General features: G+C 68.4%; 25 protein-coding genes. 11 read left to right on the top strand and 14 right to left on the bottom strand.

Features of this window, described 5'->3' with window-relative positions; all coding sequences use genetic code 11:
* Positions 1–16: 16 nt before the first annotated feature.
* Positions 17–409, top strand: coding sequence for a hypothetical protein (locus NTM_RS13295; protein ID WP_163766562.1), 393 nt, complete (start codon positions 17–19; stop codon positions 407–409).
* Here NTM_RS13295 and NTM_RS13290 read toward each other — a convergent pair.
* Entirely contained in the window at positions 372–1,223 is an 852-nt protein-coding gene (locus tag NTM_RS13290) for a GNAT family N-acetyltransferase (RefSeq protein WP_163766561.1), read from the bottom strand. The genes NTM_RS13295 and NTM_RS13290 overlap by 38 nt on opposite strands.
* 79 nt (positions 1,224–1,302) lie before the next feature.
* Between NTM_RS13290 and NTM_RS28545 the strand changes: the two genes are divergently transcribed.
* A complete protein-coding gene (locus tag NTM_RS28545) occupies positions 1,303–1,458 on the top strand; it encodes a hypothetical protein (RefSeq protein WP_170311978.1) in 156 nt (51 codons plus the stop codon).
* 8 nt (positions 1,459–1,466) lie between these two features.
* Here the strand turns inward: NTM_RS28545 and NTM_RS13285 are convergent, their stop codons facing one another.
* The 5 genes from NTM_RS13285 to NTM_RS13265 all read right to left on the bottom strand — a co-directional run bounded on the left by NTM_RS13285 (position 1,467) and on the right by NTM_RS13265 (position 5,138).
* A complete protein-coding gene (locus NTM_RS13285) occupies positions 1,467–1,841 on the bottom strand; it encodes a DUF2752 domain-containing protein (RefSeq protein WP_163766560.1) in 375 nt (124 codons plus the stop codon).
* 64 nt (positions 1,842–1,905) lie between these two features.
* Complete coding sequence (locus NTM_RS13280) at positions 1,906–2,253, bottom strand: CD225/dispanin family protein (protein WP_104864068.1); 348 nt, start codon at positions 2,251–2,253, stop codon at positions 1,906–1,908.
* 171 nt (positions 2,254–2,424) lie between these two features.
* Entirely contained in the window at positions 2,425–3,723 is a 1,299-nt protein-coding gene (locus NTM_RS13275; protein WP_163766559.1) for a H(+)/Cl(-) exchange transporter ClcA, read from the bottom strand.
* The gene (locus NTM_RS13270; protein ID WP_163766558.1) at positions 3,724–4,035 is read right to left on the bottom strand and encodes a GNAT family N-acetyltransferase; all 312 of its coding nucleotides are present in this window, start codon (positions 4,033–4,035) and stop codon (positions 3,724–3,726) included.
* 242 nt (positions 4,036–4,277) lie between these two features.
* The gene (locus tag NTM_RS13265; RefSeq protein WP_163766557.1) at positions 4,278–5,138 is read right to left on the bottom strand and encodes a DUF4436 domain-containing protein; all 861 of its coding nucleotides are present in this window, start codon (positions 5,136–5,138) and stop codon (positions 4,278–4,280) included.
* A gap of 201 nt (positions 5,139–5,339) precedes the next feature.
* On the opposite strand from NTM_RS13265, the gene NTM_RS13260 reads away from it, so the two are divergent.
* Positions 5,340–7,097 carry an Ig-like domain-containing protein gene (locus tag NTM_RS13260; protein ID WP_163766556.1) on the top strand — a complete coding sequence of 586 codons (1,758 nt, stop codon included), beginning with the start codon at positions 5,340–5,342 and terminating at the stop codon, positions 7,095–7,097.
* A gap of 10 nt (positions 7,098–7,107) precedes the next feature.
* Here NTM_RS13260 and NTM_RS13255 read toward each other — a convergent pair whose 3' ends face one another.
* Together NTM_RS13255 and NTM_RS13250 are read right to left on the bottom strand one after the other, a co-directional pair.
* Positions 7,108–11,292, bottom strand: a complete 4,185-nt coding sequence (locus tag NTM_RS13255; RefSeq protein ID WP_163766555.1) for an Ig-like domain-containing protein — start codon at positions 11,290–11,292, stop codon at positions 7,108–7,110.
* Positions 11,293–11,571: 279 nt separating this feature from the next.
* The gene (locus tag NTM_RS13250; protein WP_163769475.1) at positions 11,572–12,918 is read right to left on the bottom strand and encodes an aminotransferase-like domain-containing protein; all 1,347 of its coding nucleotides are present in this window, start codon (positions 12,916–12,918) and stop codon (positions 11,572–11,574) included.
* A 175-nt stretch (positions 12,919–13,093) separates the two neighbouring features.
* Between NTM_RS13250 and NTM_RS13245 the strand changes: the two genes are divergently transcribed.
* Positions 13,094–13,492: a PaaI family thioesterase gene (locus tag NTM_RS13245; protein WP_163769474.1), complete on the top strand. Its 399-nt coding sequence runs from the start codon at positions 13,094–13,096 to the stop codon at positions 13,490–13,492.
* Positions 13,493–13,495: 3 nt separating this feature from the next.
* Here NTM_RS13245 and NTM_RS13240 read toward each other — a convergent pair whose 3' ends face one another.
* Together NTM_RS13240 and NTM_RS13235 are read right to left on the bottom strand one after the other, a co-directional pair.
* Positions 13,496–14,716 carry an oxygenase MpaB family protein gene (locus NTM_RS13240; protein WP_163766554.1) on the bottom strand — a complete coding sequence of 407 codons (1,221 nt, stop codon included), beginning with the start codon at positions 14,714–14,716 and terminating at the stop codon, positions 13,496–13,498.
* 94 nt (positions 14,717–14,810) lie between these two features.
* Complete coding sequence (locus NTM_RS13235) at positions 14,811–16,463, bottom strand: acyl-CoA synthetase (RefSeq protein WP_163766553.1); 1,653 nt, start codon at positions 16,461–16,463, stop codon at positions 14,811–14,813.
* A 66-nt stretch (positions 16,464–16,529) separates the two neighbouring features.
* Here NTM_RS13235 and NTM_RS13230 point away from each other — a divergent pair, with 66 nt between their 5' ends.
* The 4 genes from NTM_RS13230 to NTM_RS13215 all read left to right on the top strand — a co-directional run bounded on the left by NTM_RS13230 (position 16,530) and on the right by NTM_RS13215 (position 19,220).
* A complete protein-coding gene (locus tag NTM_RS13230) occupies positions 16,530–16,892 on the top strand; it encodes a hypothetical protein (protein ID WP_163766552.1) in 363 nt (120 codons plus the stop codon).
* Between the two features lie 92 nt (positions 16,893–16,984).
* Positions 16,985–17,779: an SDR family NAD(P)-dependent oxidoreductase gene (locus NTM_RS13225; RefSeq protein WP_104864076.1), complete on the top strand. Its 795-nt coding sequence runs from the start codon at positions 16,985–16,987 to the stop codon at positions 17,777–17,779.
* Complete coding sequence (locus tag NTM_RS13220) at positions 17,772–18,953, top strand: alpha/beta hydrolase family protein (protein WP_163766551.1); 1,182 nt, start codon at positions 17,772–17,774, stop codon at positions 18,951–18,953. The genes NTM_RS13225 and NTM_RS13220 overlap by 8 nt, the downstream gene beginning before the upstream one ends.
* Before the next feature lie 69 nt (positions 18,954–19,022).
* Positions 19,023–19,220 carry a hypothetical protein gene (locus NTM_RS13215; protein WP_142407169.1) on the top strand — a complete coding sequence of 66 codons (198 nt, stop codon included), beginning with the start codon at positions 19,023–19,025 and terminating at the stop codon, positions 19,218–19,220.
* Between the two features lie 33 nt (positions 19,221–19,253).
* Here NTM_RS13215 and NTM_RS13210 read toward each other — a convergent pair whose 3' ends face one another.
* From NTM_RS13210 to NTM_RS13200, 3 genes are all read right to left on the bottom strand, one after another.
* Positions 19,254–19,688: a hypothetical protein gene (locus NTM_RS13210; RefSeq protein WP_163766550.1), complete on the bottom strand. Its 435-nt coding sequence runs from the start codon at positions 19,686–19,688 to the stop codon at positions 19,254–19,256.
* 250 nt (positions 19,689–19,938) lie between these two features.
* Positions 19,939–21,114 (bottom strand): osmoprotectant NAGGN system M42 family peptidase, encoded by a 1,176-nt coding sequence (locus NTM_RS13205; RefSeq protein WP_104864080.1) that lies wholly within the window; start codon positions 21,112–21,114, stop codon positions 19,939–19,941.
* 218 nt (positions 21,115–21,332) lie between these two features.
* Positions 21,333–22,310, bottom strand: coding sequence for a GlxA family transcriptional regulator (locus tag NTM_RS13200; protein ID WP_179963930.1), 978 nt, complete (start codon positions 22,308–22,310; stop codon positions 21,333–21,335).
* A gap of 89 nt (positions 22,311–22,399) precedes the next feature.
* Between NTM_RS13200 and NTM_RS13195 the strand changes: the two genes are divergently transcribed.
* Genes NTM_RS13195 through NTM_RS13185 form a run of 3 tightly spaced genes read left to right on the top strand, consistent with a single transcriptional unit; the run spans position 22,400 to position 24,332 of the window.
* A complete protein-coding gene (locus NTM_RS13195; protein WP_163766549.1) occupies positions 22,400–23,041 on the top strand; it encodes an HD domain-containing protein in 642 nt (213 codons plus the stop codon).
* A 16-nt stretch (positions 23,042–23,057) separates the two neighbouring features.
* Positions 23,058–23,762: a nitroreductase family protein gene (locus tag NTM_RS13190; RefSeq protein WP_163766548.1), complete on the top strand. Its 705-nt coding sequence runs from the start codon at positions 23,058–23,060 to the stop codon at positions 23,760–23,762.
* Positions 23,763–23,789: 27 nt separating this feature from the next.
* Positions 23,790–24,332 carry a cupin domain-containing protein gene (locus tag NTM_RS13185; RefSeq protein WP_163766547.1) on the top strand — a complete coding sequence of 181 codons (543 nt, stop codon included), beginning with the start codon at positions 23,790–23,792 and terminating at the stop codon, positions 24,330–24,332.
* 43 nt (positions 24,333–24,375) lie between these two features.
* Here the strand turns inward: NTM_RS13185 and NTM_RS13180 are convergent, their stop codons facing one another.
* A complete protein-coding gene (locus NTM_RS13180) occupies positions 24,376–24,600 on the bottom strand; it encodes a hypothetical protein (RefSeq protein WP_163766546.1) in 225 nt (74 codons plus the stop codon).
* Positions 24,601–24,660 lie beyond the last annotated feature (60 nt).

The following is a 24,660-nucleotide window of genomic DNA, read 5'->3' as shown; positions in this document are numbered from 1 at the left end:
CCACGAGAGGACCGCCATGCCGTCAGCAGACCCGCAGCAGAGCCCCCGCCCGTTCCTGCTCGCCTCCCGCGTGTTCGCGGTGGCGACCGCCGCCGTCATCGTCGCGCTGTTCAGTACCGCCGGTGCGCTGGTGCAGACCGGCGAGTTCAAGGACATCCACGGCACCGCCGCGATCGTGCTGCACGTCGTGTCCGGCGGCTGGTTCGTCGCGCTGGCCGGGCTGGCCTACGCCCGCAGGAAGGACTGGTGGGCGACGGCACTCGCGGGGCTGGTCTTCGTGTATTCGTTCGTCCAGGCGGCCCTCGGTGAATCCGCGACCCTCGGTGTCCACATCGCGGGATCGCTGGTGATCGTGTTCAGCACGATCTTCGTCACGGGGTGGCTGTTCTCGCCGGGCCGCATCGCCTGACCAGGATGGCCCGGGTGTAGAGCAGGTGAAAGCCCCGGCGCTGCACGTTCTTCTGTGACGTCGAGCCCGGCGCGGTGGTCACGACCGCGATGTCGCACCCGGCTGCCGCGGCGTCGGTGAGCCGGGTGGCCAACAGCCGGGTCTGCACACCGCGGCGGCGGAACGCCGGCACGGTGGCCGCGCCGGTCAGCTGAGCGACCCCGCCGGTCAGGCGCATGCCCGCAGCGCCGGCGACCTGACCGTCGGACTCCGCGAGGTACGTGCGCGCACCCGCGGTGACGATGTCCCGCACGGCGTTCTCGACGACACCACGCGGAAACTCCTCGTGGCTTCCCACCCCCACCCCGTCGGGATGTGCGAAGCCGTCCACGAGCGCGTCGGCCCAGGCGTCCAGGCCGCCGTCCCGCCGGACGTCGATCTGGTCGGCGCGTGCCGTCGGGGTATCCGCGGGTGCGCACCCGAGCACGTTCTCGAAGCCGACGAGAACGTAGCCGCGCTCGGTCAGGAGCTGCGCGACCGCGGGATCGGCGAGGCTGCTCAACTCGACCTGGACGTCCACCCCGAGATCGGCGCACGCGTCCTCCACCGCCGTGATCGCCGCGGCGTCCACCGAATCGGCGATGCCCAGGCCCACCACCTTGTTCATCGGTGAGCCCGGCTCCGCGGCGCAGGCGTACCCGCCGCCGACGGGCAGCGTCAGACCCCATCCACCGCGCGCTCGCGCGGCCAGGGTCGCCGCGGTGATCAGTTCGGCCTCGGCCGCCTCGATCCGCCGGGCGAGTTCGATACCGCAGAACAACGGGTTTCCGGTCACACCCGAGATTGTGTTTCATCGAGCCCGGATCGGAGAACCTGTTTTCCGTCCCCACCCGACGACGCTTGGAGGTTCCGTGGTGGAACAGCACGACGATTCACCGGCCACGCCGAAAGACGCCACGCAGGCCACCGACGAACAGCGGCGCGAGCAGGACAAGCTGGACCATCAGAATGACGACCCCGACGCGCCCGCGGGCTGGCAGACCCATCGGCAGATCCCGGACGAGAACTGACCGTCGCCTCACACCCGCAGCGAGGTGAACGGCTCGAAGGGCAGGATCCGCACCACGAACCAGACCGCGACGACGGCCAGGGTCACCCACGCCGCCCAGCGGTGCTGTTGCCAGGACACCACCGTGCGGTCGACGGCGCGGCCATAGGTCCACAGCGCGTAGGCGACGAGCAGTAAACCCAGTGCCACCAGGCCCACCGCATTGAACCGGAGCGCGGCCGCGACGTCGCCGTGCAGCAGCGAGTAGATCATTCTCAGTGTCCCGCAGCCCGGACAGTCCACGCCCAGAAGGGTTTTCGTCGGGCAGACAGGCAGGAACCCACCTGGTGTGGTCGGATCAGCGATCCACACGACGACACACACGCCCGCCGCCGCGGCGGCCACGAGCAGTGGACCGCCGAGGCGGGTGGGCGGTTCGATCGGTAGGACTTTGATCAGTACGACCCGATCAGTACGACGAGGTGTCCATGTCCATGTCCACGGCGCCGGTCGCGAACAGGATGCCGTAGATGATCCACACCGCGACGGCGGCGACGACACTCCAGATCGCCCACTTCTTGGCGGCATCGGCGGACGCCTGGGCCTCGGCATAGCGCCCCTGTGCCCACAGTCCGTTCACCTGCGCGGCCTTGACGATCGACACGATGCCGAAGGGCAGGCAGCAGAACAGCGTCGTCAGGATGCCGAGCACCAGGTTCGAATTCGGCGCGGCCGGACCCGGCTGCGGCGGGGGGTAGCCGCCGCTGCCGGCGGGCGGCGGAGGCGGATAGTTGCCGGGCGGCGGCGGTTGCGTCATGTCGACTCCCTCGATGCAAGGTGAAAGTGCTGAAGAGCCTGCTAAGGGTATCCACAAGATCAGCGCACGGTTGGCAAATCAACTCTGATCGAATCCCGTTCCGGCGACAATTCGGCCGACGTCGCAGAACCAGATGCCGGGCTTCGCCGACGGACGCTGCCAGCTACGGGATCAGCGTCTCTCGTCGGCACCGGGGGCCTCGACCGTCATCCGCTGCCGCAGGCCGGCATACACCGGCTCCGCCCTCACAGCGCGGGCCGCCAGGACGGCGCCTGCGGTTGCCACGATCATCGGCAACGCCATCGAGGTGGCCGCCGTCATCTCCAACACGATGACGATTCCGGTCAGCGGCGCCCGCACCGTGGCCGCGAAGAAGGCGGCCATCCCGGCCAGCGCCATCGGAATCCCCGGCGCGGCCGGGTCGCCGGTCACGATGTCGGCGCAGCCGACGAACACCAGACCCCACAGCGCACCGACCGCGAGCAGCGGGGCGAACAGTCCGCCAGGGACTCCTGCCGAGTAACTCAGCGGACCCGTAAAGAACCGTGCGGCAAGCAATCCCGCGGCCGCCAGGAGCACGAACTGATGGCCACCGAGGATCATCTGGGTCAGGGTGTCGCCGTCCCCGACCGTCAGCGGGGCGACACACAGCGCGGCCCCCACCAGCGCGCCGATCACCGCCGCCCTCACCGGGGTCGGGACGCGCGGCACTTTCGCCGACAAGTCCGCCAGGAAGAGCACCGCCACGTTGTAGCCGGCCCCCAGGATGCCGGTGAGCACCCCGAAGACGACGAACACCGGAAGCCAGGCGAGGCCGGGTGCCGCGAAGTCGGCGACCTGGAGGTCGAGCGCATCGCCGAGGATCGCGCGGGAGCACACGACCGCGGTGACGGATGCCAGGATCGCGACCGCGACCGTCTTCACCCGTACCGATTTCGTCACCTCTTCGAGCGTGAACAGCATGCCGGCGATCGGCGCGTCGAATGCCACCGCGAGCCCGGCGCCGCCGAGCGCCGCCTGCATCATCCGGGCGTCGGACTCCGGCAGCCGCGTGCGCCGCGCGGCGAGGGCGCCGAGCGTCGCGCCCATGTGGATCGTCGGGCCTTCCCGGCCCAGGACCATTCCCGAGCCGATCGCGAACACGCCCCCGAAGAACCGCGCGGGCAGGACCGTCAGCCGCGGTGGCCGGGTTTCGCCGAGGAACACCGCCTCGACATGCGGGATGCCGCTGCCGGTGGCCTGGGGTTCCCAGCGCACGAGCGCGCCGGCGACACCGGCGCCGACTGCGGCCGCGGCGACCGGGATCAGCCAGCCCGGCCCGGGAAGATGCTGCGCCCACGCGACGAGGTCGATGCGCAGGGATTCGGCGCGGCGCAGACACCAGCGGAATGCGGCGCCGAGGACTCCGATGGCCGCGCCGGCCAGCATCGCCGCGGTAGCGAGCAGCAGCAGCCGACGGACCCGGGGCATCTACGCGCGGTCGGTGATATCGGCGTATTCGGGGTTCTTGTCGATGTATTCGGCGACCATCCAGCATGTCGGCACGATCCGCAGACCTTCGGCGCGAGTGACGCGCAGCGCCTCGGCGACCAGGATCGTGGCCAGTCCCCGGCCCTGGAACTGAGGCAGCACCTCCGTGTGCGGGAAGACCCGCTGACCGTCGCGGTCGTGGTAGTCGGCAAGTCCCACGGCACGGCCCTCGACCTCGATGACGAACTGTCCCGGCTGCTGTGTGACGGTGGTCGCGGCACCGGTGCGGTCGGGCGGCGTGTCGGAACTCATGGCTTCACGATAGCTTCGCGGCGCACCCGGATCGCAGCCGATCTGTTTGCATGTTCATCCAAAGCTTTTGCAGACGCGAGCAATACGAGGCTGAACGACGGAACTGGGCTTCAACTGGCCTTTTACCGTGGTACTTTCGCGCGAGCTGCGATGCGCGGCCGACGTTGGAGCCGCGATGGTCGGCGTCGGATGTGCTGTCGGTCCCCTCGTGAGTACCCGACGTCGACCATCGCTCCCTGGTGTCACAGCTTGCTGTAGCGGTACCAGGCGACGACGTAGATGGCCATCGCGGCCACCAGCGCGATGAGCACCCAGATCACGATCGCCTGATCGATCCACGCGCCCGGCGGCGGAGCGCCGGGCAGGATGTTGCGCAGCGGGACCACGGCGAAGAGCATCGCCGCGAACCAGGTGAACAGCGGCGGCAGGAACTGCCTTCTTCCCATGATGGTCTCGATGGCGACGATCATCGCCATCGCGGGCAGCGCGATCAGGACGAGCACGACGCCGAGGTCGAAGGCCAACGTGCCGCGGTGCCGACTCAGCTCGATGACCGATGCGGACGGGTCCGACTCCGTCTGGTCGACCTGGACGTTCCAGCCCTCGATCCCGCCGCTGACCCTGATGTCGGCCGGTTCGATGGTGCGCTGCTCGCCCGAACCGATCAGCGCATCGGCGGTCAGCGGTTTGGTGGCGTACGTGTCGAAGGGCCAGTAGTCGGCGTCACCGTGCGCCTCGACGGTGGCGGTGATGCTGCCCGGCGTCTCCCCCTTCGGGAACTTCAGCTCGCCCAGATTGACCCACGGATGAATCCGGATCGCGATGTCGGTGTTCAACACCCCCAGCCGAGGGTCGACATAGCGTTCCGGCGCGATCAGCAGAACGTCGACCTCGAGTTCGTTCGTCGCGGTGTGGATGGTGTCCATGTCGATCGAGACCACCGGATACTCGGCCGGTGCCGGATCGAACGGACTCAGCGCGGGGTACGAGCTGCTGATCCACCAGTATCCGAAAAGCGAAGCAGCATAGATCAATCCGACGATGACGATGCTGGACGTGATGCGGATCCGTCTGCGCAGCGGTTGTCGGCTCTCGTGTGGCACCGGAGGCATATTAGCGGGTCAAACGAATTCCGGCCGTGTTCCGCGGGAACTGATTCGACGGCCACGATCATTTGCCACAATTGGACGGAGGCGGACCAGTCGGGCGCGGATCATATAAATTGTCGGAGCGGCCGCAAATCCCGCGCCGCCGTGCGCGCCCGTAGGTTACCGTGCACTCCAACAGATCACGGGAGTATTGCGATGGCGCAGGCGAACAGAGCCGGCCAGCTCGGCAACGCCTCGGTCCGCCGCGCCGAGAGCTTCGCCGTCCGGCGCTGGCTTGCCGCCGGGGCGGCGTCGGTCGGTATGGGCGCCGCACTGCTCGGGTTGTCACTGATCGACGCGCAGATCGGTGTGGCCGCCGCGGAGTCCCCGGACACCTCGTCGTCGGTATCCGCATCGGATTCTGCGTCGGATTCGAATCCGGATTCGGATACGGATTCGGATGAGGTGTCGAGCGACACCGGCACCGAGGACGGCGACACCGACGACGCCGCCGACGACTCCGCCGACCACTCTGACGATTCCAGCGACCCCGACACGGAAGCCGACGAGGCGGTTGCCGAGGACGAGGAGACCGAGGCGCGGGAGGTTCCCGCGCGCTCACGCAGCCACGCGAAGGTCGCGGTCACCGCCGCGCCGGATCGCGAGCCGGCGGACGCACCCGAGGAAGACTCGTCCGACCCGATCGTCGTCTCCCCCGCCCCGACAGCGGTCGTGACGCCCGCGGGCACGTCGACGTCCTGGGACGCCCTCGCCGAACGCAGACAGCAGAGCGCAGCCAAGGCCATCGCCGAGTTCATGGCCGCGGCCCAGACGTGGATCGTGGCGCTGCCGGTCAACGACCCCGCCAAGCAGAACCTGACCTCGACGCTGAACTTCGTCCGCAACACGTTCTTCAACCTGGACCCCATGCTCGATCCGGTGCAGATCTCAGGCCAGCTCGACGGCCCGGTCACCGGGACGATCAACGCGGTCGACCCCGAAGGCGATCCGATCACGGTGCGCCTCAACAGAAGGCCGCAGTACGGCACCGTCGCGCTGAACCCGGACGGCACCTACACCTACACCCCGGGCCAGGGATTTGCCGGCGTCGACAGCTTCTCCGTGACCGCGATCGACCGCGGCGCGCACGTGAATCTTCTCGATCTCCTCGGCCGGCCCGGCACCACGACCGGAATCCTGGTCAACCAAGGGGCGCTCAAGTTCTCCTTCACCTACGACGGCGAGGTGGTGTGGACCGACGAGGCCCGCACCGCGCTACAGACCGGCGCGGACTCGCTGGCCCGGTACTTCATGGTCACCACGCCGGTCACGCTGACGATCAAAGCGGTCGGCCGCAACTCCGGTTTCGCTTCGGCCACAAGTCCTTCGGTCAGCGACTCGCCAGGTTTCCACCGCACCGTGGTGCAGAACAAGATCCTCACCGGCCGGGACAGCAACGGCGACGAGTTCGACGGCGACATCGACTTCAACCTGTCCGCGTCGTGGTCGTTCACCTCCGAGATCGCAGCCGACGAGTACGACTTCGTCGGAACCGTGATGCACGAGTTGCTGCACACCTTCGGCTTCGACGCCAGCATCGGACCGGCGGGCAAGAACACGCAACGGACCTGGACGATCTTCGACAGCTTCGTCGTGACCGCCGGTGGTGTCCGGACGGTGGATCGGCGCCGCTACGTGTGGAACTCGGCATTCGATCCGAATCTCACCGGCGGCAACGGTGGCCTCTTCTTCGGGGGCGCCAACGCGGTCGCCGCCAACAACGGCAACCTGGTGCCGCTGCTGACCGTTAATCCGTGGGATGGCGGCAGTTCGGTGACCCATCTGGACGACAGGTTCTACACCGGCAACAACGTCAAGATGATGAACGCGTATCTCCCGGAGGGTATCGCGGTGCGGGTACTGAGCCCGATCGAGCGCGGGATCCTGAAGGACCTCGGCTACCGGGTCGCCTGAGCCAGACCGCTCAGACGGTGTAGGTCCGCGACGCACTCGCGGGCGTCGTCGTGACCATGCCGTCGACCACCACGTAGTAGCCGTCGGTCACGGTCAGGATGATGGTGTCGTTGTTCTGCGTACCCGAGGTGCTCAGGACCTGGCTGACCGGGTTGTACGACGCGGACCCATGCTGCGGCTGCTTGGTGATGGTGTAGGTCAGCGAGTCCCCGTCGGGGTCGGTGGCGAAAACCGAGGTCCAGTCGTTCACGAGGGGCCAGAAGACGCCGCCGGTGGGAGCGTTCGGCGCCGAATTCATCGCGTAGATCGGCACTGTCGCGATGAACGAGGTGACACCGCCGAACTGATCGCGCACCGTGACGGTGAACTGGTCTCTGACCGCGGTGCCGCCGGCACCGATCTTCGCCGCGTCGTGATAGTAGGAACTCAGAAGGCCCTTGCTGATCGTGTACGAGAACGAACCGTTGGCCGCGATCGTGACCTCGCCGCCGTTGGTCGTCGAGAACGTTCCGGCGTCGAACGTCAGCGGATCTCCGTCGGCGTCGGATGCGCCGATCGTTCCGGTGGTGGTCTGGGTCCGGTTGATGAGGTTGCTGGTCTGGCTGTGTGTGCTGATCGTCGTCGTGCCACCGGCCGGAGGGGTGTTCACCACCTTCGGGCTGACCGTGATCGTCGCGATCGTGACCGTCTTGCCGGTGGTCACCTCGGTGCCGATGATCGTGAAGGTGTCCGGCGGTGTGGTGGTGTGCCCCGGACTGGTCCGGGTGTAGTTGAACACCCCGCCGGCGTCGACGGACACGGTGCCCTTGGTCGGCGGGGTGCCGAGGCTGTATGTCATCAGCCCGAGATCGGCGGGCGGGACGAAGAGCTGGCCGGTGACCTGGTTCAGCGTCGAGGTGTTGATGTTCGCCGTCGGCGACGGCGTGCTCAGCGACACGTTCACCGTCTGCGTGGTGGTGCCGCCGTGCCCGTCGGAGACCAGTACCCGGAACGAATCCGCTGTTGCCGCAGACTTGTTCGGGATGTAGGTGAAGGTGCCGTCCCAGTTCAGCGATACGATGCCGCCGTTGGCGGTGTACGTCGAGGTCGCGGTCGCACCGGCCGGGTTGCCGGCCCCGGCCAGGGAGTAGGTGAACGAATCACCTTCCCGGTCCTCGCCGGACACCGAACCGCGCACGACACCGAGTTGGTTGGGGCTGCCCACCGATGCACTGGAGGACGGCGTGCTGTTCTCGGTGCGCAACAGGATGTGGAAGGTGACTTCGCCGGTGCGGCCCAGCGAATCGGTGACGGTGATCTTGACGGTGTCGTACTTGTCGGAATCGGGCGCGTTGATCGCGGCGGCCTTGTGGAACACGTCCCCATAGCTGGTGTTGGTGTAGGTGAATCCGCCGCCGGAACCGAGGATGAGGACGGTTCCGCCCTTCTCGGTGTTGTAGAGCCCAGCGCCGATCGACACCGGTTGTCCGTTGTCGTCGATTCCGCTCATCGTCCCGTTGGTGGTCTGGGTGGCGGGCGTGACCACGGCACCGAGCAGCCAGCCACGTGGGGTGAACGTCTCCCCCGACACCGTCGTCGTCGGCGTCACCGCGATCAACGGCGGTGACACCGACACCACCGGCAGGGTCACCGACTTGCCGTTCGCGTCGGTGCCGATGATCGTGAACGTGTCGTCCGTGCTTCCGGTGGCGGTGTTGCTGCGGGTGTAGGTGTAGGTGCCGTCGGGGTTGACGACGGCGGTGCCCTTTGCCCCCTGGGTGCCGATGCTGTAGGTCAGCAGTCCGACGTCCGGGGTCGGGACGTCCACCTTGCCGTGCTCGACGTAGGCGCCGGTACCGGTCACCGAGGTTCCGACCCGCAGGTGCGACAGGACCAGCACGGTGGCGGTGGCCGTACCGCCGCGCCCGTCGGACACCTGGACTTGGAACGAGTCGGTGTTGAGCGCCGGGATCAGCGCGGTCGACACCTTCGGGATGTAGACGAATTCTCCGGTGGCGCTGTTGAGTTGGACGATACCGCCGTCGTTGGTGTAGATCGACGTGCTGGTCGCCCCCGAGGTTCCCGGGTTGACCAGGCTGTAGGTCAGTGTGTCTCCGTCGATGTCGTTGCCCGACGCGCTGCCCCGGACGATGCCCATCGCGTCGGGCAGCCCGGGCAGCGCGATGATCGTCGGCTGGTTGTTCGCGACCCCGGTGTAGTTCACGGTGACGGTGACGGTGACGGTGTGGCCGTCGGGCGAATACGGGCGCTCGGCGGACGGGAACAGCCCGTCGCTGATCGTCATCTCGAACGTGTCGGTGCCGGTGTGCGTCCAGTTCGACGTGCGGGTGTAGATCCACCCGCCGGCGACCAGCGGGTTGATCGTGACGATGCCGTTGGCCGGCTGCTCGGACACCGAATACGTCAGCACATCGCCGTCGGGGTCGTAGGCCTGCACGGAACCACTGGTGGTGAGCAGGATCTGGCTGTTCTGCGTCTGGCCGGTCACCACCGGGAGGTGGTTGAGCCCCACCCACTGGAACCGCCGGTACACCCCGACCAAGGCGATATAGGCCATCAGCGACCATGGGTTGGGCTCGGCTCCGCTGTTCACCGACATACCGAGAACACTTGCCGGGGAGAGGAATCCCTGTGTCCCGCCGACGACTGCCGCGTCCCGGATGCTCTCGGGATCGAAGTTCCCGCCCAGCAGTTCGTTGAGGATGCTGACCAGAGCACCCATACTGGCGCTGGCGACGGAGGTCTTGGTGATCAGGATGTCGGCACCTGGTTCGATCGTGTAGGGCGGTACCAGTCGGTTGAGCAGGTCGGCGAAGGTGTTGAGGCCGTCCGAGAACGTGTAACCCGGCAGCGCCGACTTGATGAACAGGTTGATCAGCGCCAGGGTGTCGGGAATCCACTTCGTGGTCGGAGTCGGATTCGCGACCAGCAGGTCGAGCAGATCGTTGTGGGCGTCGAGCGTCTGATCCAGCGTGTAGTCGGCGGGCGTGACGAAGTTCTTGGGCGGCTCCGGCCAACCGGAGAGCTGCAGCAGGATCTGGGTGAGGGTGTTGAGTGCGTGCTCGTCCTCGGGCGTCGCCTGAGCGGCCGCGAACTGGCCGCTCTGGATCGCGGCGGCCACCCGTGCCTCGGCCTGCGCGGTGTACATGTTCGCCGCGATCGGGGCGCCGATGATCGGGATCGTGCCGACGAGATCGCGGGTGATGTCCCCGAATTCGTCGGCGATGTCCGCGCGGTCTCCGCGCAGGATCGCTGCGCCGAGCTCACCGAGGTTGCCGATGAGGCTGATGCCGTGGGCCACGGAACCCACCACGGGGATCCATCCGTACTTCTTGCTGAATTCGGCCTGGATCGCCTCCCGGAAGAGTTCCCGCATCGGGTCGCCGCCGGTGACGAGAGTGTTCCCCTGATGGGCGACCGCCGAGGCCCAGCCGGGCCGGTTCTGGAAGGAGTGGCGCAGCAGCAGCCACAGTGAATCCGTCATGCCCGTCGGCAGCGTGATACCGCCGCGGGGGCCCAGTCCCAGCCAGTTGAGCACTTCGTCGACGATCTCGATGACCACAGCCGGCGGCTCCGGCGGCGTCTCGGCGGTCGCGCTCGTGATGTCGCCTGTCGACGCCGCGTCGGCGGTGGCCTGCGCCGGTGGCGGGGCGTCGGGTTGCTGTTCCCCGGCCGCGGGCTCCTCGACGGGGGACGGCGCGTCGTGGACGGGGTCCGGCGCCTCCTCGGTGTCGATGTCCTCGGGCTCCTCGGACTCCTCGGGTGCCGCGGGATGCGGTGACGGTGTGGGGGCCTCGGTTTCGTCGTCGGGGTCCTCGACAGCGTCGTCGACCACCTCGGGCTCGGCGCTGTCGTCATCGGTGTCCGCCGCTGCGGGCGGGGTGGACGACCGGGTCGACGCGGGCTTGCGCGAGGCGACCGACGGTCCCACCGAGGCCGCGTCGGAGTCGGAATCACCGGCCGACGAGTCCGCGGCTGCCGACGTGCGGGTGGGCCTGTCGTCGCCGCCTGCGCTGGGCTTGCCGCTGGACGCGTCGTCCGTGGAGGCCGCGGCCACGCCCTGCCCGCCGGCGATCGCGGCGGCGAGCCCGATACCGGCGGCGCCCACCTTCAGCCAGTTCGCCATCGGACTGGTGACGGTTTTGCGGTGGCGGCCCTTCGTCCGGCGCGGTTTCGGGGGGCTAGCCGCAGCCATGCGAGCTCCTTCGCTCTCTCGTGTCGAGCACGGGCGAGCCCGGCTCACCCGGCCCTGGGAGCGGCCGATGAAGCGACACGTCCTTTTACGGAGTAGTAATTTAACATCTGATCCGCTTCAAGATCAGCTAATAGGCCAGTCGAGCACAAAATAGGTGCTGAGCACTGTCTTTACAGGTGTAAAATTTCTGTGGCTACCTTGTCCGGACCAGACGAGGGTGCAGTTACCTTCTGTCTCAGCATTAACTTATGCACCAGGAATGGCGCGGCGAGCGCGGGCTCAGATGACCGGGTGCGCCGGCAGATGCCGAACCACTCGCCCGCGGATCTCCCGGAGCGCGCGCTGCAGAACCGCCTCCGCCGGGGTCGCCAGGGCGAGGCGGATCGCGTTCGGCACCGACTTCGTCGTCGCGAACGCGTCGGCGGTGGACACCAGAATCCCCGCCTCGGCGAGTCGGTGCGCGATGACGTCGCTGCGCACTTCCTCCGGCAGTGGAAGCCAGCCGATATAGGAGCCGGGGTGGCCGTGGTAGCCGAGCCCGGCGAGCTCGGTGCGGGCCAGCTCCTGCCGGCGCCGGGCATCTTTGCGCCGCAACACTTCCAGCTGCTCGGCGGTGCCGTCGGTCAGCCATCGGGTGGCCAGCTCGGTCGCGATGGTCGACGTGCCCCAGCTCCCGGTGCGCAGCGCGCGGATCAGCGCCTCACGCCGGTTCCGCGGTGTCACCACGAATCCGAACCGGATTCCGGGGGCCAGACTCTTCGACAGCGATCCGACGTAGAAGGTGCGTTCCGGCGCCAGCGTGGCCAGGGGCGGGTGACCCGGCTCCAGGAACGCGTACACCGCGTCCTCGATCACCGCGAGGTCGTGTCGTCGCGCGACCCGGGCGAGGTGGCGGCGGTCGGCGATACTGAGCACGAATCCGAGCGGATTGTGCAGCGTCGGAGTGCAATACAGCGCCGTCACCGGCCGCCGCGCGCAGAGCCGGTCCAGGTGGTCGAGGTCCATCCCCGCCGCGTCGACCGGGATCGGCGCCAACTCGACACGGCGCGCCGCCGCCGCGAGCTTGATCCCCGGGTAGGTCAGGGCGTCCACCGCCACGAGCGATCCCGGTGCGGCCACGGCGCCCAGCACGGCATCGAGCCCCTGCTGTCCGCCCGCGGTCAGCACCACCGCGTCGGGCGCGACATCGACACCGTGACCGAGCAGGTAGGTGGCCACCGCGGCCTGCCCGCGACGGCGACCGCCGGGTGGCTCCTGCATGAGAAGCGCGGCGAGGTCACCCCCGCCGGCGAGGTCGCGCAGCGCCTGCCTCAACTGCTCACTCTGCACAGCCGCCAGCGGCTGGTTGAACGACAGGTCGGCGATGCGCTCCGCCGGTGTCCGGCGCTGCGGCTCGATCCCGGCGAATCCGCTCAGGTCGCGGACGAACGTGCCCCTACCGGGCTCACCGACCACCAGCCCGGCGTCGGCGAGCAGCCGATACACCTTCGTGGCCGTGGCCACCGCGATGCCGTATTCGGCGGCCAGCGCCCGGTGCGTCGGTAGCCGCGTGCCCGCCGGCAGCGTTCCGGCCCGGATCTGCGCGGCGAGGTCGTCGGCGACGTCGGTGTGTCGGTGGACCCGCAGGACAACCCCTTGTCTGTAGGACAATTTCTTGATTGCACTATGACACGTTTTCTAGCGTCGAGTCGTCCTGGTGCGGTTGATTTCTCGAGGAGGCTCCATGCAGCACACCACGTTGCCGGTGCTGGAACATCTCAGGCAGCTCGTCGACGGTGCGGCTCCGGACACAGCGATCCATATGCGCTACCCCACCGCCATCTCCGGTCTACTGGGCTTCGAGATCGCGTCCGTCGGCGCCGGATCCGCATCGGTGCGGGTGTCGGTGGATCCGCGCCGGCACGGCAATCAGCAGGGCACCGTGCACGGCGGGTTCCTCGTCGAATTGGCCGATGCCGCGATCGGCACGGCGCACTCCACGCTGATGGCGCACGGAGAGACGTTCACCAGCATCGACATTCGCGCCGCGTTTCTGCGCCCGGTGTGGGTGGACACGTTGACCGCGACCGCGCGGACCACACATCACGGTAGGACGATCACGCACTACGCATGCGACGTGACGCGCGCGGACGGCAAGGTCGCCGCGACCGTCACCAGTACGGTGATGACGTTGCGCGGGGACGCGGCGCAGGGACGGTGACCGTCAGGCCACCCGGCTGACGTGAGCCGCGGACTCGCCGATGGTGGCCGCATCCGCACCGATCATGGTGCGCAACAGTTTTGCGTGTTCGCGCCGTCCCCGGTGGTCGGCGCGGTCGACCCCACCGGGCACGGCCAGCGCGGCGGCGCTGCGGGCGAGGTTCACCGGGAGGCGCAGCAGCGGGTACCACGGCAGGGAATAGGACGGCAGGCCCAGGGAACGCAGGGCCTTCGGCCCGAGGAACGCACTGGTGACCGACAGGTGCTGGGCCCTGGCCAGCCGGCGCCGCAGTTCGGGGAGGCTGTCGTAGTGCCATGCCAGCGGGTCGTCGGCCATCGGCGCGGCGAGTTGCTTGCTGGACTCGTCGGGGGCGGCCAGCGCGGTCAGCGTGTGCGCCAGCACCCGGATGCTGTCGCGGAAATCCTTTGGCAGCCATTGGTCTTCGACTCCGATGAGCCACCCGACGTAGCGGGTCAGATGCGCGACGGCGGTGTACTCGGACGGCGAGAGCACCACCCCCATCCCCATCGCGCCGACCGCGGGCGCGACCAGCGCGCCGACCAGCGTCGCGGCCATGTCGGTCTGATTGACCGGCAGCCCCCACTCGTCGGGTCGCCAATCCGGCATCGCGGCCACGTGCCTGCGGACGAACGAGTGGATCAGCCGCACCCGGATGGTGGAGCGGTAGCCGACGCCGAGGTGGTCGAGACCGCCCTCGGCGATGACGTCCATGGCCCATTGCATGGTCTCGGCGAATCGCTTGTTCGAGCCCTTCTCCAGCGCTCCGGTGCGCAGCAGCGTCTTGTTGAATCCGGAGAACTGGTAGCCGCCGAGTAGCGACACGTCACGGGCGACATACATACCGTCGGCCCCGCCGCGGCGCAGCGCGCGCTGCCCGATGCTCAGCAGCTCGGGGTCGGCCCAGTCCGGCAGGGGCTCAAAGGTTTCGAAGAACTCGCGCAACGGCGCCGGCGCGTCGGGGACGCTGTCGATACCGTCGCGCAGAGCGCGTTCGAACAGCGGCCGGGTCTGCTCCATGCCGGTGGCGGCCATCCACTCGACGAGCCGGTCCATCGGCTCGTCGCCGACGTTGAGCCGTTCGCCGAGGTCTTGCCACTGCTGCGCGCTCGGATTCCGGATCGCCAGCACGCTCGCCAGGGCCCGCACACCGGCCGGGATCGGCCGCGGGCGGTCAGGGTGGCGCGTCGGAATGGGCGCACTCACAGCAGCTCCTCCTTGAGCTCACTTCTGACAACGCTCGTAGTCAGAAGTGAGGCTATTGCGAGCGCAGACGCGTGTCAACGCAGGCGGTGAGAGCTCAGGCGTCGACGTCCATCTCCACCAGGACCCGGCGGAGCAGCTTTCCGGTGGCGTTGCGCGGCAGTTCGTCGACGAAGACCACGTCGCGAGGGACCTTGTGCCGGGCCAGATTCTCCTTCACGTGGCGCTTGATCGCGTCGGGGTCCTTGTCCGCGCCGGGCTCGGGGACGATGAAGGCCCGCAGCCGTTTCCCGAACTCGACGTCGTCGACGCCGACCACCGCGACCTCGACGACATCGGGGCGAGCCTCCAGCAGGTTCTCGACCTCCTGCGGGTAGACGTTCTCTCCGCCCGAGACGATCATGTCGTCGTCGCGGCCGTCGACGAACAGCAGCCCGTCGTCGTTGAAGTGGCCCATGTCGCCGCTGGACATGTAGCCGTCGATGATCTGCTTGCTGCGGCCGTCGGTGTATCCGGAGAACGGTGCGCCGTTGCGCACGAAGATCCGGCCGCGCCGGTTGTACCCGTCGATGCGCTGGTCGTTCTCGTCGAACAGCACGACCTCACAGGTCACCGGTGAGCGGCCGGCGGTACCGGGCGCGGCCCGCAGTTCGGCGGGGGTCGCGACACTGGCGATGGCGCACTCGGTGGAGCCGTACATGTTGTAGAGGACATCGCCGAAGGTGTCCTGCACCCGGTTGGACAGTTCGGGGCTCAGCGCCGATCCGGCGATCAGGATGACCTTCAGCGACGAGGTGTCGTACTTGGCGATCACCGCGGGATCCAGCTCGACCATCCGGTGCAGCATGGTCGGGACGGCCACCAGCATGTCGGCCTTGTGCTCGGCGATGAGCCGCAGCGTCCCTTCGGCGTTGAAGCGCCGGGCTGTCACCACCTTGTTCCCCAACGCCGCGCCGGTGGTGTAGGTGGCCCAACCGGTGCTGTGGAAGATCGGTGACACGATCACCATGGTTCCCTTGTGCGGGAACGGGATTCGGTCGACGATCTGCGCGGTCGCCAGCGGCGAGACGGTATCGCGCGGAGCACCTTTGGGCAGCCCGGTGGTGCCGCTGGTCAGGATCACCGACCCGCCCGCCTTGTCCGGCGGCGGCAGCGGCTCCGACGCGTTCGCGGCGATGATGTCCTCGAGCGCCGGGACGCCCTCGGGTACCTCGGTACCATCGTCCACCCAGGTCAGCACGCGGGGCATGTCGGCGGGAAGCGCGTCGAGAAGGCCGAGGAACTCGCTGTCGTGCAGCACCACCGCGACGCCCTCGCGCTGACACACCTCCGCGAACTGCGGTTTGGCGAAGCCGGTGTTCATCAACACCATCCGCGCACCGGCCTTGCCGCAGGCGGCCATCGTGATGACCAGCCCGCGATGGTCGCGACACAGCACGCCGACGACCGAACCCGGTGCGACCCCGAGCCCACGCAGGCCGCGCGCCAGCGCCCACGACCGGTCGTCGACCTCCTTGTAGGTCAGCGTTCCGCGCTCGTCGGCGATCGCGGGCAGGTCGGCGTACTTGCGGCCGCCGAGGATCGCCATCGTGGCCTGCGGACCGTAGACCCGGGCGAAATTCGCCGCCTGCAGCGACGATCTGAGATCGCTCAGATCGATGATGCCGGTGTCGATCAGGCGCTTCAGTGCGCGGCCCGACTCGGATACCCGCTCAAACTTCTGACGGACGGTCTGCAGCGCTGCAGTCATCGGGTAGGCCTCCCAGGTCGATGGCAGCCAAGGTAGCAAAGCGCGGGCCGGGGCTACTGTGGATGCATGGCGCGCAGCTGTCGCTGGGGCGCGGCCACCGTCGCCACCGTGGTCGCGGTGCTCGGTGGTGCTGTTTCCGGCACCGGGTGGGCCGCGGCCGCACCCGGCGAGGATGCCGGCCCGGTCATTCCGGCCCCGGTGATCCCGGCGCTTCCGCTGCCGGTGCTGCCGATCCCCGCGGGACTTCCCCCGCTCCCCTACCCCGCCGACGTGCCGGTGGTGCAGTTGCCCGCCGACATTCCTGCGGTCGAGTTCCCGGCCTCGGTGCCGCGGGTGTCCCTGCCCGCTGACGTTCCCGCGGTGCCGTTGCCAGCCGACGTACCACCGGTCCAGTTACCCGCGCCGATCCCGGAATGGTTAGTGCGGTGACCCGACCCTGATCGATCCCCACCACTGCGGGCCGATGCGGCCTAGCCTGGACGAGGCGGCAGAGAGCCGACCGCGATGCGACGGGTGACGCAATGACAGGAAACCGTCTGGACCACAAGCGGGTCGTCATCACCGGCGCCGCCAGCGGCATCGGGCGCGCGGCGGCCCAGTTGATGGCCGGCGAGGGTGCCCGGGTGCTGATCGCCGACCTCGATGCGGACGCGGCCGCCGCGGCGGCGGCCGACATCGGACGTGGTGCCGTCGGCATCGCCGTCGACGTGCTCGACGAGGCGTCGATCACGGCCATGATCGGCTGTGCCGTCGACACCTTCGGTGGCCTCGACGTGCTGTGCAACCATGTGGGCGGCAGTGACCCCCGCAAGGACCTCGACCTGTTGCGGCTCGACCTCGACGAATGGGACCGCGCCATGGCGCTCAATGCCCGCAGCACCGTGGTCGCCTCGCGGCTGGCGCTGCCGCACATGATCGCCGCGGGCAGCGGTTCGATCATCAACACCGTCTCGGTGGCCGGTCTGGCCGGCGACACCCTGCAATGCGCGTACGGAGCCGCAAAGGCCGCGGTCATTCGGCTCACCCAGTACATCGCCACCCAGTACGGCCGCCAAGGCGTGCGCTGCAACGCCGTCGCCCCGGGAGCCGTCATGACGCCGGCGCTGCGCGACAACTTGCCGGCCGACGTGATCGACGATATCCGCCGGCACAACGCGCTCGACCTCATCGGCACACCCGAGGACATCGGTTGGGCCATGGTCTATCTCGCCTCCGACGAGTCCCGCTACATGACGGGCCAGACCCTGGTGCTCGACGGCGGCCTGACCGCGCAGAGCCCGATCGCGGCCAGCCGAAGGACCCTGCTCGGTGGCTGAGTACCTCAGGCGCGGGCTGGCCGGCCTCGCGGCGCTGGTCCTGCTGGCGGGCTGCTCCACTTCGACGGAGCCCCCGCCCACCGCACCCACGCCCGAACTGCGCGCCGGGCAACTGCTCACCGCACGCCCGCTGACCACCGCCGCGGCCCTGCCCAGCGCCGCCGACACCCGGCTGATCACCTATGTCTCCGAGGACTCCCACGGCGAGCCGATCGTCGTGTCCGGAACCGTCGCGGTCCCGAAAACCGAACCGCCGCAAGGCGGCTGGCCGGTGATCAGCTGGGCGCACGGAACCACGGGTTACGCCGACACCTGCGCCCCGTCGGCTGACACCGCCGACGGTTTGATCCACGACTACACCAGTCGGGTCCGCCCGATGCTCGACGGCTGGCTGGCCCGCGGGTACGCGGTGCTGCAAACCGACTACCAGGGGCTGGGCACCCCCGGCGGGCATCCCTACGTCGACGGCACCAGTGAAGCGAACACCGTCACCGATATCGTGCGGGCCGCAAGGGCTCTCGACTCCGGGATCGGAACGCAGTGGCTGGCGGTCGGCCACAGCCAGGGCGGGCAGGCGGCACTGTTCACCGCGCAGGACGCGCAGGCCCGCGACCCCGACCTCGATCTCGCCGGGGTGGTGGCCATCGCACCCGGCGGGGTCGATATGGGTCAAGCCGTCGACCTGATCCGGGCCGGACGCCCGGAAGTCGAAGCCAGCCAACGTTTTCTGCCGTTGCTGGTGCTCGGCGCCGCGGTAGTCGATCCGTCTGTCGACCCCGACGCGATCTTCACCGCCGCGGCGCGCCCGCTGCTGACCACCGCGCGGACCGAGTGCGTCGCCCAGATCGATACCGTCCCGACGGTGCCGGCGTCTGAGGTGCTGGCCCCGGACGCCGATCTCACCGGATTGCAGACCTACCTCGCGCACCAGGACCCCATCGGGGTGATGCCGAAGGTGCCCGTGATGATCGTGCAGGGCAGCGCCGACGCCGCGGTGCCGGTGGCCGGCATCGACAAGTTGACCGCGGCGCTGTGCGATAAGGGGGCCGCGGTGGAATACCGGGTCTATCCCGGCCAGGACCATCGGGGCGTCATCGGCGCCGCCGACCGGGACATGCAGGACTTCGTCGAGGCCGCAAGAACCGGGCGGGCAGCCGACAACTGCCCGCGTTGATATCGGGAAATACCAAGCGAGTCAGCGTTTATGGCGACTTTCGGGTATCCGCCGTGAGAAGCTCGGGGCATGACATTTCGAGTGAAGTTCGGGCGCCAAGAGGTGCCGGCCGAGTACGGCGACGAGGACACCTACGTGTTCCTCGAGAACGGAGCCCTCAAGCTGTCGTTCAAGAAGCCGGCGCAGTGGGACGAGTACTACGCGCCCCACGCGTGGTACCAGGTCATCGCCGAGGAGAATCACGGGCCGGGCCGCGCGAAAGGCTAGGCGGCAACCGAGGTCGAGCCATCTCCGTCGGGCCTACGACGAGGCCTTGAGGGCCTCGGCCTCCTGACGGGCGTAGGCGGCGTCGATGCATGCTGCCGCCGCCTCCTCGATGGCGCTCTCCGCGAACCAGATCGCGTCCAACGCATAATCCTCGGCAGCGTCGGCGTACCGCTCGGCGGTCTTGATGTCGTGCTCTTCCCGCTTCTCCGCGATGGTCGACCGGAGCTTCTCCACGTGGTCCTTCCACTTGGTGCGGACTTCGTCCCATTGCGCGGAGACCTTGTCGGCAGCGGAGTCGACGGAATCCTTGACTCGCTCCACAGACTTCGCGGCACGCTCACGCGCAGCGGCCGCATCGGCCTTCAGCTGGTCCTTCTCGTGCTCAGTCGATTCCTTGAGGTTTTCGGCGGATTCCTTGGCCTTTTCCGAGAGTTCGTCGAACTTCTCGCTGAGCCGATGGTCGGCCATTCGTCGCTCCTCACGTCAGATTCCGGTCCCGGTCGGGGTCGGCATCACACCACACTGTCACTCGGAGCCCCGCTCCAATAGCCCTAAAAGCTAACGAGTTTCGGAAGCTCTGCGCCCGGTGCCCGAAGCTGCCGGAGCGAAATCCGCTCTGACAGCGGAGATCTTGATCCCTGGCTACACGGTGTGCCGCGAGCGACGGTCACCGAGGCGCGGTAACGCTGGAGCCGTGGAGCCTCAGCAAAGGGCGCGGTCAGCCGCGCGACAGCGGAACCCACTTCTCCTGGGGTGCGGGCTGGCGCTCGGACGGGAACTCGTGCAGATCGCCGGACCCCGACGGCGCCGCGTCCCAGTGGGCGAACGTCAGCGGCGACCGGATCCACGCATCCAGCAGGGCGTAGGTGGCCTTCATCGAGTCGAGGTGGGTCCTCTCCCACCCGTGGCTGCCGTCGACACCGAAGCCCACGAGCGCGGCCCTGGTGTTGGCCCCGGCTTCGATCGCGGCGGCAGCGTCGGAGCGGTAGTACCGGAACACGTCACGCACGAACGGAATCCCGCCCTCGTCGGCGAGCCGGCACAGTTTCCGGGTCAGGTGATAGTCGTAGGGACCGTGCAGATCGGACATCGGCACCGCGACGGCGTCCTCGCGGGAATGCTGGCCGGGTGCGCACACCGCGTTATCGACGGTGATCATCTCCGCTATATCGGCGGGCAGCCCGGTGCTTGCGCCGTATCCGACCTCTTCGGCGATGGTGATCATGACCGCGGTCCGGTGCGGCAGCACCACCGAATTCTCGGTGAGGGCCTTGACCAGGGTGAGCACCACCGCCACGCCCGCCTTGTCGTCGAGATGGCGCGACACCACGAACCCGTCTTCGGTCAAGACCGGATTGGCCATCAGCGGGGCATAGTCACCGACCCGGATTCCGAGCCGGCTCAGGTCCTCGCGGCTCGAAACCTGGCGGTCCACACGCACTTCCACGTGATCCCAGTCGGTTTGTTGATTGTCCACCTCGTCGCCGAACGCGTGCCCGCTGGCCTTCAGCGGCAGGATGGTGCCGGTGATGAACTCGCCCGGTTCGTCGGTGAGGATCCGCACCCGAGCACCGGCGGCGAAGCGCGCGGAGAAGGTCCCCACGGGGATCACCTCGAGGCGTCCGTTGTCCTTGAGGCCTCGCACCATGCACCCGGTGGTGTCTGCGTGCACCACCAGCGCGCGGTCGGTGGTCTCCGACTCTCCGGGCAGTTCGACGATCAGCGCGCCCCGGCGGGTCAGCGACAGCGACAGCCCCAGCGCCTCGAAGATGCCGCCGATCATCTGCATCACCGCGTCGGTGCGCCCGGTCGGGCTCGGGGTCTGCAGCAGCGTGAGCAGGGTGTCGACCATCCATTCGCTGTCCGTCTCCGGCATCAGGCCGTTCGCGGGCATGAGACTCTCCTCCGCGAAACCTGTGGTCGCGTCAGAGCGCCGACTGCGCCGAGCGCGTGGGGTCCGCTCTGGTCGCAGCCTATCGGCTGCCGAGCGCGGTGATCGGTGATTGGCCGCACGGAGTGAGCTCGGCGGCTGTCACGAATTGAGCTATGTGGTAGGTCAATTCATGATCAATCCCGGGTCCACCACCTGGTTCGTGCCGGACGCCGACGCCGTCAGGTCGAGATGGCGGTGCGGAACCTGTCCCGGTAGGCCTTCGGCGGGACGCCCAGGTGGGCGACGAAAACCCTCCGCAACGTCTCGGTGCTGCCGAACCCGGCCAGTCGCGCGGCCTCGGTGACGGTGCGGCCGGCGTCCAGGGCGGCGCGCGCGACGTCGACCCGGACCCGCTCGACGTAGTCCGCCGGGGTGGTCCCGAGTTCGGCACGGAACAGCCGGGTCAGTTGACGCGTGCTCAGCGCTGCGCGGCTGGCCAGACTGCGCACACTGTGGTTCGCGCCAGGGTCGGCGGCGATCGCCTCGGTGACTACGCGCAGGGCCGACTGCGGCGGCGGATGGGCCTCGATCAGCGCCGAGAACTGTGACTGCCCGCCCGCGCGTTTGAGATAGACGACCAGCCAGCGGGCGACGTCGCGCACGAGTTCGGTGCCGTGATCCTGTTCGACCAGCGCCAGCGCAAGGTCGATGCCGGCCGAGATTCCGGCCGAGGTGTAGACGTCGCCGTCGCGGACGAAGATCGCGTCCGGCTCGACGGTGACGTCGGGGAACGCGCGGGCCAGCGAGCGGACGTTGTGCCAGTGCGTCGTCGCGCGGCGGCCGGTGAGCAGCCCGGCCTGCCCGAGGATGAAGGACCCGGTGCAGATGGATCCGAGCCTCCGGGTGCGGCCCGCGAGGGCACGCACCGCCTCGACCAGCTCGGGATCGATTGCCCGCGAGGGGAATTCGTCGCTTCCGGCGACCAGCACGGTATCGGCCGAAGCGATGGACCCGATGCTGTCGGTGACGCCCAGCCGGATCCCGACAGAGGTCCTCACGTCGCCGCCGTCGACGGATGCGACCTTGATCCGGTAGTCGGCGCCGAACCGGTTGGCCTCGGTGAACACCTCGGCGGCACCGGAGACATCCAGCAGGGTCACGTCGTCGAAGACGACGATCACCACCACCCGCGCTGCCACAGCGTCATTGTGTCGCATTCTGTGGGCCGAACGGCGCAATAGCCGTGCGTCCGTCGGCCCCCACCTGCGTTGACTCGACCGTAAGAGTCCGATTCAGGAGGGTGACCATGACAATCCAGACGATCGCCGGGATAGCGATCCCCGACAGCGCACTGGTGCGCGAAGCGACCGACTTCATCCGCGAGGCCGAGGACGATCTGCTCTTCGACCACTCCCGCCGGGTGTATCTGTTCGGCGCGCTGCGGGGGCAACGGTCGGGGCTGCAACCCGACCTCGAACTGCTCTACGTCGGGGCGATGTTCCACGACCTCGGCCTCACCGAGCGCTACCGCACCTCGGCGTTGCGCTTCGAGGTCGACGGCGCCAACGCGGCACGGGACTTCCTGCTGCAGCGCGGCGTCGACCCAGTCGCCGCCCGCACGGTGTGGCTGAGCATCGCCCTGCACACCACTCCCGGTGTCCCCCAACATCTTGATCCCGAGGTCGCGCTGGTCAACGCCGGTGTGGAGACCGACGTGATCGGCCTCGGCCGCGACGAGCTCTCCCCCGACGCGATCGCCGCGGTGACCGCCGCGCATCCGCGCCCCGACTTCAAGAAGCGCATCCTGGCGGCGTTCAACGACGGGATGAAGCACCGGCCCGACACCACCTTCGGGACGATGAACGACGACGTGCTGGCGCATTTCGACCCCGGTTTCCGCCGCACGGATTTCGTCGAGCTCATCGAGACCAACAGCTGGCCCGAGTAGCGCAGCGGAGCCGACGATGAACATCTACGAAGCCCTCTACACCACCAGGATGATGCGGCGGCTGCGGCCGGACCCGATTCCGCTGGACACCCAGGCCCGCATCCTCGACGCCGCTGTGCGCGCACCCAACGGGGGCAACACCCAACGCTGGCACTTCGTGGCCGTGGACGATCCCGCGCTGATCCACGAGTTCGCCCACCTGTTCCGGCAGGCCCGCGAACTCGAGTACCAGAAGTTCGCCACCGGCTCCGGACCCATGGTGGTTCCGGCCCCGGGCGCCGATCTGGCTGCTCACGCCGATTCGATGCGCCGGATGAAGGTCTCCGGGAACTACCTGGCCGACCACTTCGACGAACTGCCCCTGTTGATCTTCGTCTTCGCCATCGACGATCTCGGCGGCGCCAACATCTATCCGGCGATCTGGAGCCTGCTGCTCGCCGCCCGCGCCGAAGGCGTCGGCGGGGTGATGACGATGGTGTTGCGCAACTTCGAAGATCGGGTCGACGAACTGCTCGGGGTGCCGGTCGCCGAGGGTTGGAAGATGTCGGCGATGCTGGCCCTGGGATATCCGAGGGGCAGCTGGGGTGTCGCGGCCAATCGCCGCCCCGTGCACGAGGTCTCGTCCCGCAACCGCTGGGACGGGTCGTTCGGCGTCGAGGTGCCTCAGCCGCTGTGGCCCCCGCAACAGGACGCCGCGCCGGCGCTGTCCGCGGCCGGCTGACCCCGTTCCCAGAAAGGCAGAACAATCATGCCCACCACACCTGACGCGGTGCTGACCGTCGTCGCGCCCGGGGAGGGCGACGTCGTGCCCATCCCCGGGTTCGGCGCCATCCTGAAATTGACCAGCATGACGACCGGCGGGCTGGTGTCGATTGTCGAGCACCCGTTCCCGGTCGGCGCGATCACCGCGGCGCATCGACACACCCGCGAGGACGAGCACTCCTACGTGCTTACCGGGGAGATCGGCTTCCGATCCGACGACGACGAGGTCGTGCTCGGACCCGGCGGCGTCATCACCAAACCGCGCGGCCAGCTTCACGCGATGTGGAACGCGGGACGCGAACCGGGCCGGATCCTCGAAGTCATCACTCCCGGCAACGGATTCGAGAACTACTTCCGGGAGTTGGGTGAGCTCCTCACCTCCGGTGTCTCCGGGTCCCGGCCGGGTGGCCCGCTGCACGAGTCGGCCGAATTCGCCGAACTCGCCGCGAAGTACGGGCTGACCTACGCCACCCCCGACTGGCTCGACGACGTCGTGCGCCGTTACGGGTTGTCACCGGCGACCCATTGACCGGCGACCACGGACCACAGCTGCTTTCGGTCTGGCCCGTCTCCTAGTCCATGCCCACGAGCTGCGTGAGGTATTTGGCGAGGCGTGCCTCGTCGGTGAGTTTCACAGCCGGGAACGGTTCGGCGATGTCGCGGATGCAGTCGGCGCGCATGGACTCGTCGAGCCAATCAGTCAACAAGTAGAAGGAAACACCGAGTGCGACGGCCGCCACGACGCCGACAGCGACCCCGATGACCGCGGCGCTGAAGTAGTTTTGGCGGCGGAACATGATGTGCCGGTTACCTCGCGCTGCCCTGAATCCCCACGGTCATCGACGGTAACTCCGAGG

Source organism: Mycolicibacterium parafortuitum (assembly GCF_010725485.1).
GTDB lineage: Bacteria > Actinomycetota > Actinomycetes > Mycobacteriales > Mycobacteriaceae > Mycobacterium.
The sequence above is the reverse complement of the archived record's forward strand: the minus strand, read 5'-3'. Positions and strand labels throughout refer to the sequence as shown.

What these genes read in the sequence shown, in the direction of transcription:
- NTM_RS13295 (WP_163766562.1), top strand. Translation starts at nt 17, where the DNA reads ATGCCGTCAGCAGACCCGCAGCAGAGCCCCCGCCCGTTCCTGCTCGCC.
- NTM_RS13280 (WP_104864068.1), bottom strand. Translation starts at nt 2,253, where the DNA reads ATGACGCAACCGCCGCCGCCCGGCAACTATCCGCCTCCGCCGCCCGCC.
- NTM_RS13275 (WP_163766559.1), bottom strand. Translation starts at nt 3,723, where the DNA reads ATGCCCCGGGTCCGTCGGCTGCTGCTGCTCGCTACCGCGGCGATGCTG.
- NTM_RS13270 (WP_163766558.1), bottom strand. Translation starts at nt 4,035, where the DNA reads ATGAGTTCCGACACGCCGCCCGACCGCACCGGTGCCGCGACCACCGTC.
- NTM_RS13260 (WP_163766556.1), top strand. Translation starts at nt 5,340, where the DNA reads ATGGCGCAGGCGAACAGAGCCGGCCAGCTCGGCAACGCCTCGGTCCGC.
- NTM_RS13255 (WP_163766555.1), bottom strand. Translation starts at nt 11,292, where the DNA reads ATGGCTGCGGCTAGCCCCCCGAAACCGCGCCGGACGAAGGGCCGCCAC.
- NTM_RS13245 (WP_163769474.1), top strand. Translation starts at nt 13,094, where the DNA reads ATGCGCTACCCCACCGCCATCTCCGGTCTACTGGGCTTCGAGATCGCG.
- NTM_RS13235 (WP_163766553.1), bottom strand. Translation starts at nt 16,463, where the DNA reads ATGACTGCAGCGCTGCAGACCGTCCGTCAGAAGTTTGAGCGGGTATCC.
- NTM_RS13230 (WP_163766552.1), top strand. Translation starts at nt 16,530, where the DNA reads ATGGCGCGCAGCTGTCGCTGGGGCGCGGCCACCGTCGCCACCGTGGTC.
- NTM_RS13225 (WP_104864076.1), top strand. Translation starts at nt 16,985, where the DNA reads ATGACAGGAAACCGTCTGGACCACAAGCGGGTCGTCATCACCGGCGCC.
- NTM_RS13215 (WP_142407169.1), top strand. Translation starts at nt 19,023, where the DNA reads ATGACATTTCGAGTGAAGTTCGGGCGCCAAGAGGTGCCGGCCGAGTAC.
- NTM_RS13210 (WP_163766550.1), bottom strand. Translation starts at nt 19,688, where the DNA reads ATGGCCGACCATCGGCTCAGCGAGAAGTTCGACGAACTCTCGGAAAAG.
- NTM_RS13205 (WP_104864080.1), bottom strand. Translation starts at nt 21,114, where the DNA reads ATGCCCGCGAACGGCCTGATGCCGGAGACGGACAGCGAATGGATGGTC.
- NTM_RS13200 (WP_179963930.1), bottom strand. Translation starts at nt 22,310, where the DNA reads ATGCGACACAATGACGCTGTGGCAGCGCGGGTGGTGGTGATCGTCGTC.
- NTM_RS13195 (WP_163766549.1), top strand. Translation starts at nt 22,400, where the DNA reads ATGACAATCCAGACGATCGCCGGGATAGCGATCCCCGACAGCGCACTG.
- NTM_RS13190 (WP_163766548.1), top strand. Translation starts at nt 23,058, where the DNA reads ATGAACATCTACGAAGCCCTCTACACCACCAGGATGATGCGGCGGCTG.
- NTM_RS13185 (WP_163766547.1), top strand. Translation starts at nt 23,790, where the DNA reads ATGCCCACCACACCTGACGCGGTGCTGACCGTCGTCGCGCCCGGGGAG.
- NTM_RS13180 (WP_163766546.1), bottom strand. Translation starts at nt 24,600, where the DNA reads ATGTTCCGCCGCCAAAACTACTTCAGCGCCGCGGTCATCGGGGTCGCT.